17 protein-coding genes are annotated in these 15234 nt (G+C 37.1%); 10 read left to right on the forward strand and 7 right to left on the reverse strand.

Features of this window, described 5'->3' with window-relative positions; all coding sequences use genetic code 11:
* Positions 1-2 precede the first annotated feature (2 nt).
* The 6 genes from BMX63_RS16205 (at position 3) to dat (ending at position 4946) form a co-directional block, all read left to right on the forward strand.
* Entirely contained in the window at positions 3-203 is a 201-nt protein-coding gene (locus BMX63_RS16205; protein WP_093137442.1) for a DUF3813 family protein, read from the forward strand.
* Between the two features lie 220 nt (positions 204-423).
* Complete coding sequence (locus BMX63_RS16210; protein WP_093137444.1) at positions 424-1356, forward strand: phosphate/phosphite/phosphonate ABC transporter substrate-binding protein; 933 nt, start codon at positions 424-426, stop codon at positions 1354-1356.
* Between the two features lie 91 nt (positions 1357-1447).
* A complete protein-coding gene (phnC, locus tag BMX63_RS16215; RefSeq protein WP_093137445.1) occupies positions 1448-2239 on the forward strand; it encodes a phosphonate ABC transporter ATP-binding protein in 792 nt (263 codons plus the stop codon).
* Positions 2217-3044 (forward strand): phosphonate ABC transporter, permease protein PhnE, encoded by an 828-nt coding sequence (gene phnE, locus BMX63_RS16220; RefSeq protein WP_245732864.1) that lies wholly within the window; start codon positions 2217-2219, stop codon positions 3042-3044. The genes phnC and phnE (BMX63_RS16220) overlap by 23 nt, the downstream gene beginning before the upstream one ends.
* Positions 3044-3847 carry a phosphonate ABC transporter, permease protein PhnE gene (phnE, locus tag BMX63_RS16225; RefSeq protein WP_093137447.1) on the forward strand — a complete coding sequence of 268 codons (804 nt, stop codon included), beginning with the start codon at positions 3044-3046 and terminating at the stop codon, positions 3845-3847. The genes phnE (BMX63_RS16220) and phnE (BMX63_RS16225) overlap by 1 nt, the downstream gene beginning before the upstream one ends.
* A gap of 268 nt (positions 3848-4115) precedes the next feature.
* The gene (dat, locus tag BMX63_RS16230; RefSeq protein ID WP_245732865.1) at positions 4116-4946 is read left to right on the forward strand and encodes a D-amino-acid transaminase; all 831 of its coding nucleotides are present in this window, start codon (positions 4116-4118) and stop codon (positions 4944-4946) included.
* A 33-nt stretch (positions 4947-4979) separates the two neighbouring features.
* On the opposite strand, the gene BMX63_RS16235 is transcribed toward dat, so the two are convergent.
* The gene (locus tag BMX63_RS16235) at positions 4980-5402 is read right to left on the reverse strand and encodes a hypothetical protein (RefSeq protein ID WP_093137451.1); all 423 of its coding nucleotides are present in this window, start codon (positions 5400-5402) and stop codon (positions 4980-4982) included.
* Between the two features lie 249 nt (positions 5403-5651).
* Between BMX63_RS16235 and BMX63_RS16240 the strand changes: the two genes are divergently transcribed.
* The gene (locus tag BMX63_RS16240; protein ID WP_093137453.1) at positions 5652-5915 is read left to right on the forward strand and encodes a NifU N-terminal domain-containing protein; all 264 of its coding nucleotides are present in this window, start codon (positions 5652-5654) and stop codon (positions 5913-5915) included.
* Between the two features lie 301 nt (positions 5916-6216).
* On the opposite strand, the gene BMX63_RS16245 is transcribed toward BMX63_RS16240, so the two are convergent.
* The 3 genes from BMX63_RS16245 to BMX63_RS16255 form a co-directional block, all read right to left on the reverse strand.
* A complete protein-coding gene (locus BMX63_RS16245; protein ID WP_093137455.1) occupies positions 6217-7776 on the reverse strand; it encodes a hypothetical protein in 1560 nt (519 codons plus the stop codon).
* A 304-nt stretch (positions 7777-8080) separates the two neighbouring features.
* Positions 8081-8644 carry a BsuPI-related putative proteinase inhibitor gene (locus tag BMX63_RS16250; protein WP_093137457.1) on the reverse strand — a complete coding sequence of 188 codons (564 nt, stop codon included), beginning with the start codon at positions 8642-8644 and terminating at the stop codon, positions 8081-8083.
* Between the two features lie 73 nt (positions 8645-8717).
* The gene (locus tag BMX63_RS16255; protein ID WP_093137459.1) at positions 8718-9575 is read right to left on the reverse strand and encodes a YitT family protein; all 858 of its coding nucleotides are present in this window, start codon (positions 9573-9575) and stop codon (positions 8718-8720) included.
* Positions 9576-9744: 169 nt separating this feature from the next.
* On the opposite strand from BMX63_RS16255, the gene BMX63_RS16260 reads away from it, so the two are divergent.
* Together BMX63_RS16260 and yppF are read left to right on the forward strand one after the other, a co-directional pair.
* The gene (locus BMX63_RS16260) at positions 9745-10611 is read left to right on the forward strand and encodes a DegV family protein (protein ID WP_093137461.1); all 867 of its coding nucleotides are present in this window, start codon (positions 9745-9747) and stop codon (positions 10609-10611) included.
* 176 nt (positions 10612-10787) lie between these two features.
* Positions 10788-10964 (forward strand): YppF family protein, encoded by a 177-nt coding sequence (gene yppF / locus BMX63_RS16265; RefSeq protein ID WP_093137463.1) that lies wholly within the window; start codon positions 10788-10790, stop codon positions 10962-10964.
* A 746-nt stretch (positions 10965-11710) separates the two neighbouring features.
* Here yppF and BMX63_RS16270 read toward each other — a convergent pair.
* A complete protein-coding gene (locus BMX63_RS16270) occupies positions 11711-12076 on the reverse strand; it encodes a YisL family protein (protein WP_093137465.1) in 366 nt (121 codons plus the stop codon).
* A gap of 158 nt (positions 12077-12234) precedes the next feature.
* Here BMX63_RS16270 and BMX63_RS16275 point away from each other — a divergent pair, with 158 nt between their 5' ends.
* Positions 12235-13425, forward strand: a complete 1191-nt coding sequence (locus BMX63_RS16275; RefSeq protein WP_245732866.1) for an ornithine--oxo-acid transaminase — start codon at positions 12235-12237, stop codon at positions 13423-13425.
* A 288-nt stretch (positions 13426-13713) separates the two neighbouring features.
* On the opposite strand, the gene BMX63_RS16280 is transcribed toward BMX63_RS16275, so the two are convergent.
* Both BMX63_RS16280 and BMX63_RS16285 read right to left on the reverse strand, forming a co-directional pair.
* Positions 13714-14019, reverse strand: coding sequence for an MGMT family protein (locus BMX63_RS16280; protein ID WP_093137469.1), 306 nt, complete (start codon positions 14017-14019; stop codon positions 13714-13716).
* Positions 14016-15185, reverse strand: a complete 1170-nt coding sequence (locus tag BMX63_RS16285; protein ID WP_093137471.1) for a DUF418 domain-containing protein — start codon at positions 15183-15185, stop codon at positions 14016-14018. The genes BMX63_RS16280 and BMX63_RS16285 overlap by 4 nt, the downstream gene beginning before the upstream one ends.
* Positions 15186-15234: the final 49 nt, after the last annotated feature.

Raw genomic sequence — 15234 nt, forward strand, 5'->3', positions numbered from 1 at the left:
CGATGGCAAACCAACTAGTGGAACAAGCCAGAAATGCCGTCAATCGCTTAACCAATATGGGTGGTCAAATGAATCAGCAGCAAAAGCAAAAAGAAGCTGAAGTTGCCCGTAACGTTATACAATCAGCCTATAACGAATCCGATTCTCAGGAAAAACAACAATTGCAGCAGTTGGAACAACAAATTGACCAGCATTTAAAATAAGTGATTTCTTCCGTCCGGCATGAATGATTCATGCCGGACATTTTTACATCATATAGCACATAATGTTTGGTTTTTACTGTGTTAAATCGCTTTAACGAACCATATTTTATAAAAATATTGTAAAAAAAACGTAAATTTTGTTGTTTCCTTTCCAATGATTCTATATAATTATGTTTGAAGTTGAAAAGTTGTAAAATTAAAAAAGGGGGAGTCCTAGACTATGAAGAAAGTCTTAGGTTTTGGTTTCATCTTAGCTTTAATTCTTGTACTGGCAGCATGTGGTGATTCTGGTGAAAGTAGTGGAGATGGTGATGAGTCTCTAAATCCAGACAAACTGGTAATGGGATTTGTTCCTTCTCAGGACTCGGGAGAAATTGCTGAGACGGCTCAGCCTTTAGCAGACAAACTTGGGGAAGTTATTGGCAAGGAAGTTGAAGCAAAAACAATGACAAGCTATAGTGCACTTGTTGAAGCATTAGGAAACAACGAAGCACATATTGGTTTCCTTCCTGCCTTTGGGTATGTCTTAGCATCAAATGAATATGATGTGGATGTCCTATTAAAATCTGAACGTAACGGCAGCGCTACATATGTGGCTCAATATTTAGTGAGATCTGACTCTCCTGTTGAAAGCTTAGATGATTTAGAAGAGCATGCAAGTGAAATGACCTGGGCTTACGGAGATGCTTCATCTACTTCCGGATACCTATTCCCAGCTTCACAGTTGATGAATAAGTTTAATATTGAAGATACAACCGCTCTTCAAGAAGACTTCTTTGGGGGAGTTCTACCATCTGGCGGACATGACAATAGTGCAGTAGCTGTTTTAGATGGCGATGCGGATATTGCAACAACGTTTGATGATGTACGGGATACAATGTTAGAAGATTATCCAAATATTAAGGATGATTTAAAAGTTATTGGAACTACAGAGGAAATTCCAAATGATACCGTAACGGTTCCATCTGCTTTAGATGATGAACTTACCCAGGATATTAAAGAAGCATTTCTAAGCTTTAATGAAGATGAGGAAATGATTAAGATTATGAATGAAGTTTACAATTGGGATGCCATTATAGAAGCAGAGGATTCTGAATATGACATCGTTCGTGAAACATACAATAATTTAGGCGGAGATGTTCCACTAGATTAACAGGAATGCTAACGACTATATAGAATGTTCCATAAATAGGGAGAAGAAACCAGCTTCTCCCTATTTTTTAAAGGAAGAAAGGGAGAATCACATGATTACATTCAACGACGTTTCACTTGTCTATCCCAATGGGACACAAGGTCTAAAAAATATAAACGTAGAGATTAACGAAGGAGAATTTGTCGTTATAGTTGGACTTTCAGGAGCTGGTAAATCTACTTTTATCCGCAGTGTTAACCGGATGGTAACACCAACTGATGGCGAATTATTGGTGAATGGTGAAAATATTATTCCTAAAAAAGGAAAAGAATTAAGAAAACTGCGGACAAGCGTAGGAATGATATTTCAGAATTATAATCTTGTTAACCGCTCCAGTGTAATAAAAAATACAATTAGTGGACGACTTGGGCATACTGGCACAATTCGAAGTGTTTTCAACCTTTATCCAAAAGCGGATAAAAAATTAGCTTTTGAAAACCTTAAAAGAGTTCATATGGAAGAAAAAATATATAATCGTGCCGATGAACTGAGTGGAGGTCAGCAACAAAGAGTGAGTATTGCCCGCGTACTGACACAAGAACCTTCTATTATTCTGGCGGATGAACCTGTAGCAAGCCTTGATCCACCCACTTCTCATCAGGTTATGACCTATTTACGACGAGTCAATAAAGAGGATAATATTACAACTATTGTCAACCTGCATTTTATTGACATGGCAATGGAATATGCGGACCGAATCATTGGCATGCGGGATGGTGAAATTGTATTTGATGGCCTGGTAAATGAAGTTGAGGAAAAAACATTTGAACAAATCTACAATCGTCCAATCCGTGAAGAGGATTTGAGAGGAAGTGAAAATGATGCCTCAGCTTCAGGAGAATAAGACAGATAAAGTAATGACCAAAAATAGCGTATATTCCGTTTATCCGAAGAAAGTTAAGTTTCAGATTACGATTATTTTTGCGATTGTCTTTTCCATATATTTCTATAGTTTACGAGAAACCGAAGCAGATTTTTTAGAGTTCTTTAGTGAATTAAACCTTATCTTTGAAAAACTTTTACGAATGTTTCCACCTGAATGGAGCTATATTCAAGCAGCTATCGATCCACTCATTGAAACCATTCAAATTGCAGTAGTGGCAACAACCTTTTCTGTACTCATTTGTATTCCAATGAGTTTATTATCTGCGAATACGATTGTAAAAAATAAGTACCTTTATCAAACATTCCGTAACATCATGAATATTTTACGTACAATGCCTGATATCCTCCTGGCAACGATTTTTGTTAGTTTTTTCGGTATAGGAATTGTACCTGGTATTCTGGCCTTAACGATTTTTTCATTAGGATTATTAGCAAAATTATTAAGTGAAACGATTGAAACGATTGATCCAAGACAGATGGAAGCTATTCGATCAACAGGAGGCAATATCATACAGGTAATATGGTATGGAGTGGTACCACAAGTGCTTCCAAATTTCATATCCTACGGTTTATATGTATTTGAACTTAACGTACGTGCCTCCCTCGTTCTTGGTTTTGTTGGTGCAGGAGGTATCGGTTCGATTATTGATACACAATTAAATTTTATGCAATATCAAAAAGTAATGGCTGTACTCATTTTGTTACTAGTGGCTGTTATTGTGATTGAAACCATTAGTAACGCGCTAAGAAGGAGAGTTGTATGATGAATAATGAATTTAAACTGCCACCTAAGCCTAAAAGCAATCGTAAAAGAGTTCGAAACCTCATCATCGCTCTCATTCTTGTAGTTATCTATTATTGGGCTTTTTCGGGTGTGTTAAGTCGTATTGATTGGTCATTTGTTAATAAACTATCCGATAATCTAACCCGAATTGTTCCGCGACTGGCAAATCCAGATTGGGCTGAAATAGGGAAAGTCACAGAATTAATTTTCGAAACCGTGTTTATAGCCTATGCAGGAACGTTAATCGCTGCTGTATTAGCCGTCCCTTTTGGCTTCTGGGCAGCTGGAAACATGGTTAAGTCACCTATATGGAATACTTTTGGAAAATGGTTTTTAATTCTTGACCGTACATTCCCGGAATTAATTCTGGCTATATTCTTTGTTATTTCAGTTGGACCCGGGGCATTTGCAGGAGTCCTTACCATTGGACTTACTTCATTTGGAATGCTTGGTAAGCTTTACGCTGAAGTAATAGAGAGTATTGACATGGATGTTGTCGAAGCCATGGAGGCAAATGGGGCTAATAAAGTCCAAATTCTCTTTTATGCCATTTTCCCACAGGTTCTACCTGAATTTTTATCCTTTGCTCTTTACCGATTCGAAGTCGATATCAGAGCTTCTACCGTTCTCGGACTGGTAGGAGCTGGAGGAATTGGTACATTAATCGTCCTGACTGCAGCTAACCGGGACTGGGAGCAATTGGGACTTATAATCATTTCCATTATTGTCGTCGTTATGATTATCGACTATATCAGTACTAAGATCCGTAAACGATTAGTTTAATGGAGTAGAAGGAAAACATTTTACACAAAAATTAGTTTTCATGATTTATCAGTATTTGAGGTTGGGATATCAATTTTAAAGAAGAATCTTTCGGATTTTTCTTCGATAAAAAACTTGTGTCCCAGCCTCTTTATTTTTTATCAATCTTCCTTACAGGTTCCAACTAAAGGTCCATATCAATGAAAAGAATATCGTAGCATTTCCCTCTTTACATTTCTGAACATTCAATCTATGATATGATTAACATTCTTTCAACGAAGGGGACTTTATGGTGATTATTTTAAAAAATCAAGAGTTTCAGGATCGTACCGAAGCGCAAACAGATATTGAAGATCGTGGCTATACCTTTGGTGATGGCGTATATGAGGTCATTCGAATATATAACGGAACGTATTTCATGCTCCCTGAACATTTAAATCGACTCCAGTTTAGCCTGGATGAAACAGCTATATCCTATCATGTTAAAAATGAAGGTTTAGAAGAGCTCCTTCATCAGTTATTAATAAAAAATGAAATAGAAAATGGAGCCATTTATCTTCAAATAACGAGAGGGATTGCCCCACGTAAGCATCCCTATCCACAGAAAACCCAACCCCAGCTTTATGCGTATCCAATCCCGGTTTCAAGCCCGGTTGAAGCACAAAAAAATGGTGCTAGTTTAACATTGATTGAGGATAAACGCTGGCTGAGGTGTGATATTAAAAGCTTAAATTTACTTTGGAATGTGATGGCAAAGCAGCAGGCACAGGAGAATGGACATTTTGAAGCCCTCCTTTACCGTGATGAAAATCATATTACAGAAGGTTCATCATCAAACTTTTTTGCTATACAAGATGGAAAGGTTATTACACACCCAGCCAACCATTTCATTTTAAACGGTATTACCAGGTTAGCAGTGAAACAGGTGTGCGAGAAACTTGATGTTCCATTTGAAGAAAGAATTTTAAGCATTCGTGATCTAGATCATATTGAAGAAGCTTTCGTTGCGTCTACAACTGCAGAAGTTGTTCCAATAACAGCGATTGATCAGCGAAAAGTGGGAACTGGGGAGACAGGTCATGTAACCAGACGCATTCAAACAGGGTTTAAGGAACTTTAGGAAAGTAGGCTGACTATTAGTGGTCAGCCCTTTTTATATGGCAGGTAAAAAGGATAGATAATATTGGATTGTCCAGAAAATCACCGATAGTAAAAGAATGATTCCACTGCTTATCCATATGATCTTCCACTTTGCATGATGTTTATATTTTATATAAAGGAAGATCACTGGAAATCCAATAAATACAAAAAAACTGCAAATAGAAAACAAAAATAAACTAATGCTTACTAAGAAATGACTTGTCATTAACGTAAAGGATCCGATAAAGGTAAATATTGGAATAACTGCAAATAAAGGTGTCATCACCAAAAAGAAATACATTCTAAGCGAATAATCCTGCATGAATTGCTCTAATTCTAATGAGGATAACCAATTGGTGAAAGATTGAATCTGGGCCTTTCCCCATTCAACAAAACTTGTTCTAATCTTTTTCATATCGATTTGAAAGGCTTCCATTTTTCCACCCCTTTTGATTTCTATTCATCTTTATATTCCTTTTTCAGCTTATTATAAAACATCTTACCCTGAACATATTCTCCCCCTATTATTATCATACCTTCACCTTTTGTATGAAAGGTTTATAACTGGTTCCTTTTGTCTATCCTATTATTACAATAAAAAATTTCGCGAACTATGTCTTCTTTTCTTTTTCTATCTTTTGTTTCATGCTAATATAAAGGAAGAAAACTAGGGAGGGATAAAATAATGGGCATATTAGTAGAAAGTACTCCAAATCCAAACGCAATGAAATTTACTGCAAAAGAAAATATTTTTTCTGGTGATGGCAGCATCTCCGTCATGCCAGGACAAACCAGTGAATATGAAATACTTAATGAACTCATGAAACTGGACGGAGTAGACAATGTATTTGGATACAAAAACTTTATTACAGTGAATAAAACGTTCGATGCAGAATGGGATCAGCTCACTCCTAAGGTTGAAGAAGTATTGGAAAAGTATGGTTACTAAAAACGACTGATGAAATTACTCTCAATACATGTAATACCTCAGAATGATCAATAAAATAGTCTGATCACACAGATTGAATAAAAGCGGAAGCACTCAAAAGAAGTGCTTCCGCTTTTTTAAAAACGCTGTGTTAGAGCTTATTGTTGTTTTTCTACCAAGTTGATTGGAGCCGAAGTGCGCGAGACTCCTCCGGGAAGAGCGGTATGCGGGAGACCCCGAGGCATTTGCCAAGGTACCGCCCGCGGAAAAAGGGCGCGGAAAGAGGGCGCACTGGAGCACCAATCAACCCACAACAGAGCCTTTAAAAATAATATGGACCTAAAAACATAACATATAATAAGAATTGCAGCCCAATAAAATAGCTGTATTTTCCAATAAGTCCCCAGTCTTTTTTAATAAGTTTTATACTAATAAAGGACAAAATCGCAAATCCAACAATATAAACCATGCTATTTCCCGGAAAGTTAATATAGATTGGTGCCAGATTATAAGCATTATCAGGGAATAGGTGATGCCTGAAAAGCAATGCCCCTATGATATAGACGATTATACCTCCATATAATATTTTAGGGTGATTATCCAATTCCTCCCCTTTTCCTTTCCAGCGATAGTAAAGAGCCGTACCTCCCAAATAGATAATTGGTATTATAATAAGTAATAAAGCCAAATACAGAATAAACGCTGCTGTAGATAAATTACCAATCGTCATCCCAAAAGCGATTAGATATTCATTGGCCGACCGATCTTTTGCTTTTTCAATCATATCTGGCTGATTCGATGCCATAAGCAGTTTGTATTGAGTTCCATCTATTCTATCCTTCCAGCCAACAGCATCCTCCCCAATAAAAAACGGATTTGAGGTTAATGCATATGTATTACTTCGTCTTTCAACTGTGATGGAGTTATCATTTTCCAGTCTCATGAGATAAACATTCATCGCTTGCTCGTCATTTGAATCGGTAAATGTAAAACCAGCACTTCTAAATAATACTTCTATGGCCCCGTTCTCTGCAGGCCGTAAACGAAATTGCGAAATCTCTTCTAATGGGGCTTGTGTAACAGGATCATAAGGCTCAATCTCTTTTAGGTTAATGTCCGGATTTTCTGCGTTGAGGGTACTGTGAAAGAAATAAAACTCTTTATTCTGGTTGCTTTCTGTTTCAGCAGAGACGGCTAAATGAAGCTGTTCCTCTTCAGAAGTAAATACAATATCGTTCATTTTATTACTAATTCCAACATTAATATTAGTTTGAGTCAGTCGTTTGTATTCATTATTCATTTTCTCAAAAATCGTAAGTGTACCCTCATTTCCATTTATTGCGTATACAAGTACATATGGACCTGATGATTGTATGTGCTCAATCGGATGAGAAACCGGTGCTATTTGCTGGGGTTCTTTAGCATTTGTTTCTAAATTGTAAACCTTTTGATCGCTTGAATATAAAATATTTCCTTCTTGTCCTCTTTCGAAAATATCTGCCTCGTCAATAATTTCGCCAGTCCTGCCGTTAATTATCTCACCTTCATTAAAATAAAATACGGTATCACCATTCACGTAAAAATCCTCTATCCGGTCCCCTTCAGTTGGAATGACTTCTTCATCAACTTTTGTAAAATCAGAATCATAGCTTATACGATTAATCGCTCCATCCCGTAAAAAGTAAAGGTTCGTACCGTCCTTTGTTTCTTCAACCTGTGGCTCATGAAAGCCGTCAATCGTTGTAATTTCAAGACCTCTACTCCAGTCATCAGCCGGCGGGGCTGTAAAACGGTATAGATTGGTAAAAAATAATACAACAAATCCAATGATAACGATTAGTAAAGGTATGATCCAGAATAGCTTCTGTCTAAAGGCTTTCATTATGTCTCTCCTACTTTCTAAACAAAATTTTCAAAACATTCCTACCCATTTTATCACAAAAGGAGTTCTGCTGTACCAGTTAAAAGGAAATTTTTACTAAAATTTTGAAGTAATCGTCCGAACTATAAATAGTACTGAATCTGCCTCTGGGAAACGATTGAATTCAGCTTAATGTGATGATTTACCTTTTCAAAACCAAATACCAAACGATATCATCTCTCACACTTAACACACAAAAATGGAGATCCCACTCAACAGAAATGGATCTCCATTAATGTTAGACTCTTTCGATTGTAATGTCCTTTTATCCCTCACTATTATCGGCAATAGTAATCGGTATTTCCTTAACAAATGGATTTTTGTCTACAGAAGATCGGGTAAATGGAGCCGGTAGTAACGTTACCGTTGCCACATATTTACCCGGCTCTATCTTCCCCTCTTTTCCTTTAAAATCCCAGGTTTCCGCCCAGGTTTGGGATTCCCCTGGTGGCAGGTCATAATCTACAATCGCTTGTGTAAACATTCTACCCTCTGAATAACGATAAACAACTTCCTCTGTCTCCTCATCTTTGACCAGAATCTCATATTGCTGTCCCGATGGAAACGATAGTGTAATTTGCTCCTCAGTTGGATTGGTTAGTTTCATATGGAAAGTGATTTGACTCTTCCTTTTATCGGATGTTACTTCATAATTTAACTTTTTTAACAACGCTTTTTCGTCACCTTCCTTTTCCTGTTTTTCTTCAATAGCTGGTAAAGATTCATCTCCTTGTGTTTTACCAGTCTCATTCAACGGCTTAGAGGTTCCGCAACCAATTAGAAAAGCAAAAAACAAGATAACTACCAAGAATAAAAGATTTCTTTTCACCTGGAAAACCTGCCTTTAAGAACGTAATCTTTAACCATTTAGACGAACGCTATCCGGAAATTGTTACAACAACTTATACGACCTTTTCATCTTCCTTCCTGAAAAAGCCAAATATGCCGGTTGTTTGAACAATATTCGTAAAGGCATTTGGATCCACATCATGTATAATATTCTCCAGGTCATATAATTCATAGCGTGTGATTACCATTATTAGCATATTTTTATCTTCTTTTGTAAATGCACCCTTGGCTGGAATCGTTGTAATTCCTCGAACCATTTTAGCATGAATAGCTTTCTCAAGCTCATCGGCTTTTGTAGTTATAATCATGGCTGTAAGCTTCTCATGTCGTGTATGAATCGCATCAATAAATCTTGTGGTCACATATAATGTAACCAATGTATAAAGAGCTTTTTCCGGATCATAAAGATAGCCTGCCATTAGAATAATGAAGCCGTTCATAGTTAAAAAATATACACCAATAGGGCGATCGTTCATCTTTGATAGAACCATCGCGATTATATCCATACCACCTGTAGAAGCACCCCATTTAAGGGTAATACCAATACCAATAGCAGCTATGATTCCACCAAATACGGCATTCAGTAATATATCATCGGCTAAATGCCTCAAAGGGATGACTTCCAGAAAAATCGTCGTACATGCAACTGAAATGGCACTATATATTGTAAAACCCTTTCCAACTTTAAACCATCCTAATATGGTAACTGGAATATTTAGAACAAATAATAAGATACCTGTTGAAAGATCAATTCCGATAAAGTCCTTAAAGATACTTGATAATAACTGTGCAAAACCGGTAAAACCACTTGCATAAACATTTGCCTCAATTAAAAATAAGTTCAGGGAAAGAGCATTTAAGAAGGCTCCGATAATAACAATAATAAAACGTTTAGCTTCTAATAAAAACAACTTATTCACCCCTCTTCAAACATTTCTGGCTATCGACCATTCTAAGGGCAAAACAAATTCTTATAAAGTCAACCCTATAAAGAATTATTCAATTACACACATTGACGAATAGTCGTTTCCAATATACACTAAGATAAAAATAATAGCATAAAATATTGTAGGTGAAAATATGAACGTGAAAATTATTACAGATTCGGCTTGCGATTTACCGAATTCCTATTATAGTGAATATGATATAGAATTTCTACCTTTACTTGTCCATTTAAATGACCAGGACTATGAGGATGTCACAGGTATCGAATCAAAAAAAGTTTATGATGCTATGAAAGATGGCGCTATTCCAAAAACATCACAAGTTTCTCCTGATACATTTCTACAAGTTTTTTCTACATATGTTGAACAAAATCAGCCGATTGTGTATGTTGGATTCTCATCAGAATTATCCGGAACACTTCAAAGTGCTAAAATCGCTCAACAGCAGATTCTTGAAGAAAACCCGGATGCCAAAGTTTATGTAGAAGACACAAAATGTGCTTCTCTCGGGCAAGGGTTGGTTGTATTAAGAGCTGCTCAGCTGGCGAAAGATGGGGCAGATGCTGAACAAATTGTTGAAACTGTCCAATATCACGCTCATCACATGGAGCATATCTTTACAGTTGATGACTTAGAATACTTACAGCGTGGAGGACGTGTAAGTAAAGCAGCAGCATTTTTCGGCGGTCTTTTAAATATTAAACCTCTCCTCCATGTTGAAGATGGGAACCTCGTCCCATTGGAAAAAATACGTGGAGCTAAAAAGGTTAAAGTGTTAAAGCGTATGTTTGAAGTTATGGAGGAACGGGGTAAAGAATTGAACCAGCAAACTATTGCAATCAGTCATGGTGACGATTTGGAAACAGCTAAAAAGCTTGCATCCATTATTAAAGAAACTTATAAACCGAAAAACATCCTTATTGGTGATATTGGTTCAGCTATTGGTGCACATGCAGGACCTGGGACTATAGCATTATTTTTCTTAAATGATTTATACCAATAATTTACCCTACATCATGATTCTTAACACTTATTTAAAAGATGTTAGAAACTTCCTCCCTTACAGAAGAAATTACCACGCATGAATTCCTTCATACCAGATATTGCGGACTATATATATGATAAAATATAGAATGGAAAGAGGAATTATTTATAAGTCAACAAAGGGAGGAATTATACATGCGTCTTAAAGATTTAATCATTGCCTATCAAAACGAAAAGAAAGAATGGCCTGAATCACCAAACAGTTTATTAGACTTCTGCCAATACAAATACAATAAAGGCGAAATGCCAGCAGCCGACTATCGCAGCCTATTCTTCAAACTACATAAAGAAGGAGCAACCTCTGCGCATTAGTAGAAAAGCGAAGGCGACTGCTTATGTCTGCTAGGACCTAGGACCCGTAGCTGGACAGTAGAAAAGCGAAAGGGCCTTGATCAGCCCCGATCGTATAAGCAAATTCCATGAAGTGGTATGCTTTTTTTCCACGTAATGGGATTTGCTTATATCGACTAGGGGCTAGGCCCTGTAGCTGGACAGAGAAAAGCGAAAGGGCCTTGATCAGCCCCGATCGTATAAGGCAGAACTAGGAACCACAGCTAGATAAAAATGACGGAAAAATCCATTCCAAAGTCTATTAGACTTATGGAATGGATTTTTTTATAGAGCCATTTATACAATCATTTCTCTTAATCAAATAAACCGGTCTATTTTCCTGTTCATTCTGTCTGTATTATAAGGAATCACGTCATTCAAAGAGTTTTCCTTTTACAGGTAATAGAATAATTTTAGTTCCTGTCGCTTTCATTGTCTATTCATACGCTATCTGCAGGAATTCGGTCTACTGTTTTGATATTCGTGTTGCTCCCAAGTTCAATCCTTTCACTTTTTATATTTATTCAGTCCATCGCAATGAATTCTGCCGCCTGGTAGATTATTTAAGTCTAACCGAAACGAAATCACGTCTGTTCAACCAATAATTACGTCCCGTCTCTCATAAAATTCCTTCATCTCTACCTCTCCCCTTTTTCTTGCAAAAAAAGGCTTAAATCTCATAATAAAAGATTTAAGCCTTTTTGATTCCTCATTCACACTGTTAAAAATTAACCAAACAGTGAAACACCATATGGTAAGCGTCCAAAGCCAAGAACCAGGGCAATCACAAATGCAATTACGAATTGAATCCATAAGCCATTGGTTGACTGGGCATCCTGCTTTTTCACACTAATCATTTCCATCGCTATGATTACCCATAAACCAGCGATGACCTTAATAATTAATTCACCACTAAACGAACCGTAGTTAAATAATAGTTGGGCACCTGAAAAAAGGATAAGTAAATAATCAAGGCGTAAAATCATTTGCAAGATTTTTGCCGGTTTTTCTTTTCCAGACTTATTGGAAAAGGCTAATACAATGGCGAACAGAATAAGGGCTAGTACCCAGGAAGTAACATGTAAGTGTGTCACGATTTCTCCTCCTTACAAAGTCTTTCATCATCTATCATATCATCTTTTTCTTCCTTCTGCTAATTAATTCAGATAATTCATTATAATATCCAGAATAAACTGTTATAATGGATATATTCAAAATTTTTTACATATTTTTTTCGTTAGGAGGTATTTTCTTGTCAATAACCACTACTAGTGTCATTCAGCAAACCGAAAAATATGGTGCACCGAACTATTCGCCACTACCTATTGTTACTGCTAAAGCAGAAGGGATCTGGGTTGAAGATCCTGAGGGCAATCGTTATCTGGACATGTTAAGTGCTTATTCTGCTGTAAACCAAGGACACAGACATCCCAAAATTATTCAAGCGTTAAAGGACCAGGCTGATCGAGTTACGCTCACATCAAGAGCATTTCATAATGACCAGCTTGGACCATGGCTAGAAAAGGTTTGTAAACTAACCAATAAAGATATGGCACTTCCAATGAACACAGGGGCTGAAGCTGTAGAGACTGCTATAAAGGCTGTCCGTCGCTGGGGGTATGAAGTAAAAGGAATTGAAGATAATAAAGCAGAAATTATTGCATGTGAAGGAAATTTTCATGGACGTACGATGACTGCAGTTTCACTATCTTCTGAAGCTGAGTATCAACGGGGCTTTGGCCCTGTACTTCCTGGCATTAAAGTGGTGCCATATGGAGATATAGATGCTCTTAAAGAGGCTATTACTGAAAATACTGCCGGATTTTTAGTAGAGCCTATACAGGGTGAAGCAGGAATTGTTGTGCCACCAGAAGGATATCTAAGAGAGGCGTATGAATTATGTAAAGATCAAAATGTCCTCTTTGTAGCAGATGAAATTCAAGCAGGTCTTGGACGTACTGGAAAAATGTTTGCCTGTGACTGGGAGGATGTAGAACCAGATGTGTATGTACTGGGGAAAGCTCTTGGTGGAGGTGTTTTCCCAATTTCAAGCGTAGTAGCCAATAAGGATATTCTTGGAGTCTTTAATCCAGGATCACATGGCTCAACTTTTGGAGGAAACCCACTAGCTTGTGCTGTATCAACCGCTTCACTGGAAATTATCGAAGAAGAAAAACTGGCTGAACGTTCTGAGGAATTAGGACAGCATTTAAAACAGGAATTAGAAAGTATAGACAACCCAGTGATTAAAGAAATTCGCGGAAAAGGTTTATTTATTGGTGTAGAACTGCATGAACCAGCTCGTAAATACTGTGAACAATTAAAAGAAAAAGGACTCCTTTGTAAAGAAACACATGGCAATGTCATTCGCTTTGCTCCACCGCTTATAATAGAAAAAGAGGATTTAAACTGGGCTATTGAAAAAATCAAGGAAGTTTTATAATTTACAGAAGCCTATCAAATGATAAACGTGGAGAATGAGCCTTCATCAGACTCATTCTCCACGTTTTTCCTTTTTCCAAGAAATAATCAAATACCGTCAAAAAAGTTTTTAATATGGCTCTGTTAAACATAGGTGTTGATATCCTCTGCAGTGCGCTCGCTTTCCGCGTGCTTCCTCACATACACCTGTGGGTCTTTCGCATAATGCTCTTCCCGCTGCATTCTCGCACACTTCAGCTCCAATCAACTTGGTAGAAAATCAACAATAAGCTTTAACACAACCTTAATATTAGTGCTTTAGCTGATATTTCTTTAAATCAATGGTACCCTTTTCACTTATCTCAATCCCCTCCGCTTGTAAATTTACCATTTGCTCATAGCGGGCCTCTTCGCTTTTTATTGCAATTTGCCCTTTTATATTAATCACTCGATGCCAGGGCAAATTATATTTACTGCTCATGGTATGAAGAATACGGACCACCTGACGTGCAGCTTTAGGATTTCCAGCTGCCCTAGCAATTTGACCATATGTCATAACCTTTCCCTCGGGTATATTCCGAATGACGTTGATCACTTTTTCCGTAAAAGGTGTCATGATGTAACCTCCTCTACTCTTTTCAGCGGCTGTTTTTTCTTATAAGTTAAGGAACGCCACACCCATTCTAAAGGGCCAAAATAAAAGCGTATTAACCACCATTTACTAAAAAAGACTTGAAAACTATATAGAATAACCACAATACCTATACTCCAGACCGGACTCACTTTTCCATATAAACCAAATCCTGGACCATAAAATAGAAGAAAGCATATAATAGATTGACTTATATAGTTCGTCAAAGACATTTTTCCTACGTAGGTTAAAAAATGTAAACGTCTCCCCCACTTTTCATGCTGAAACAGCAAAGTTATACCCACAAGATAAAAGATGCTTGAAGCAGCCCCTCCAACATGGTCCTGTATAAAGCTTAACCACTCTGGATTGCCGATAAAGTAAGGTCCCATTTTAAATAGTATAAAGACAGCTAGTGAAAGATAAAAAATCCTTTTTAAAACAGACTGATAGGTATCGATGTCATGAAGCCATCTCTTCTTCATTAGAAACATCCCAAATAAAAACATCGGTAATAAAACGATAACTGAAAAAACAACTCCCATTCCACTATTGGAATAAACCCAATCATGGTAGTTTTGTACAAGAATATCTGGTAATGAATGACTTGAATAGTGACTGAAAGCAATAGAAATTCCATCCTTATTTATCCAGCCTAAGTATCTCCTCGACACATATAAAAACCAAGTATACAAAATACCAGGCACAATAAGCAGAGCTAAAAACCATTTTAATAACGTTTGGGGTTCTTGACGGAAATAGAAAAAGAGTAAAAAACCAATCGCCCCATAGCTTAATAGAATATCCCCATGCCAAATCATAAAAGCATGAATAACCCCAAACCCTAATAGGATGAAAAGCCTTCTTACTAATACTCCATCATTTTGCAATCGATCACTCATCATTTGCATACCAAAACCAAACAATAAAGAAAATAATGTATAAAAACTGGCCTGAAAAAAGATATCGATCATCGTTTGAATCGCATGATCCATCGAGGTGTTCCAATACTGCTCCTCTCCACCATAAAGAAAAAATGGTGCATGAAAAGCTGGAACATTTACCATTAGGATTCCAAATAAGGCAAAACCTCTCGCTGCATCAATCCAGGGTATGCGTTTTGAGCGTTCTGTAGGGGTTGAATGAGGCATAAGTATCTTCCTTTCTGCATAATTGAAATCTATTTATTAAACGAACAGA

This window comes from Salinibacillus kushneri, assembly GCF_900111405.1.
GTDB lineage: Bacteria > Bacillota > Bacilli > Bacillales > Alkalibacillaceae > Salinibacillus > Salinibacillus kushneri.

Bases quoted from the DNA above. Each gene is read 5' to 3' on its own strand.
- BMX63_RS16210 (WP_093137444.1), top strand. From the start codon at position 424: ATGAAGAAAGTCTTAGGTTTTGGTTTCATCTTAGCTTTAATTCTTGTA.
- phnE (WP_245732864.1), top strand. From the start codon at position 2,217: ATGCCTCAGCTTCAGGAGAATAAGACAGATAAAGTAATGACCAAAAAT.
- yppF (WP_093137463.1), top strand. From the start codon at position 10,788: ATGCGTCTTAAAGATTTAATCATTGCCTATCAAAACGAAAAGAAAGAA.
- BMX63_RS16235 (WP_093137451.1), bottom strand. From the start codon at position 5,402: ATGGAAGCCTTTCAAATCGATATGAAAAAGATTAGAACAAGTTTTGTT.
- BMX63_RS16280 (WP_093137469.1), bottom strand. From the start codon at position 14,019: ATGACACCTTTTACGGAAAAAGTGATCAACGTCATTCGGAATATACCC.
- phnE (WP_093137447.1), top strand. From the start codon at position 3,044: ATGAATAATGAATTTAAACTGCCACCTAAGCCTAAAAGCAATCGTAAA.
- BMX63_RS16205 (WP_093137442.1), top strand. From the start codon at position 3: ATGGCAAACCAACTAGTGGAACAAGCCAGAAATGCCGTCAATCGCTTA.
- BMX63_RS16245 (WP_093137455.1), bottom strand. From the start codon at position 7,776: ATGAAAGCCTTTAGACAGAAGCTATTCTGGATCATACCTTTACTAATC.
- dat (WP_245732865.1), top strand. From the start codon at position 4,116: ATGGTGATTATTTTAAAAAATCAAGAGTTTCAGGATCGTACCGAAGCG.
- BMX63_RS16285 (WP_093137471.1), bottom strand. From the start codon at position 15,185: ATGCCTCATTCAACCCCTACAGAACGCTCAAAACGCATACCCTGGATT.
- BMX63_RS16240 (WP_093137453.1), top strand. From the start codon at position 5,652: ATGGGCATATTAGTAGAAAGTACTCCAAATCCAAACGCAATGAAATTT.
- phnC (WP_093137445.1), top strand. From the start codon at position 1,448: ATGATTACATTCAACGACGTTTCACTTGTCTATCCCAATGGGACACAA.
- BMX63_RS16260 (WP_093137461.1), top strand. From the start codon at position 9,745: ATGAACGTGAAAATTATTACAGATTCGGCTTGCGATTTACCGAATTCC.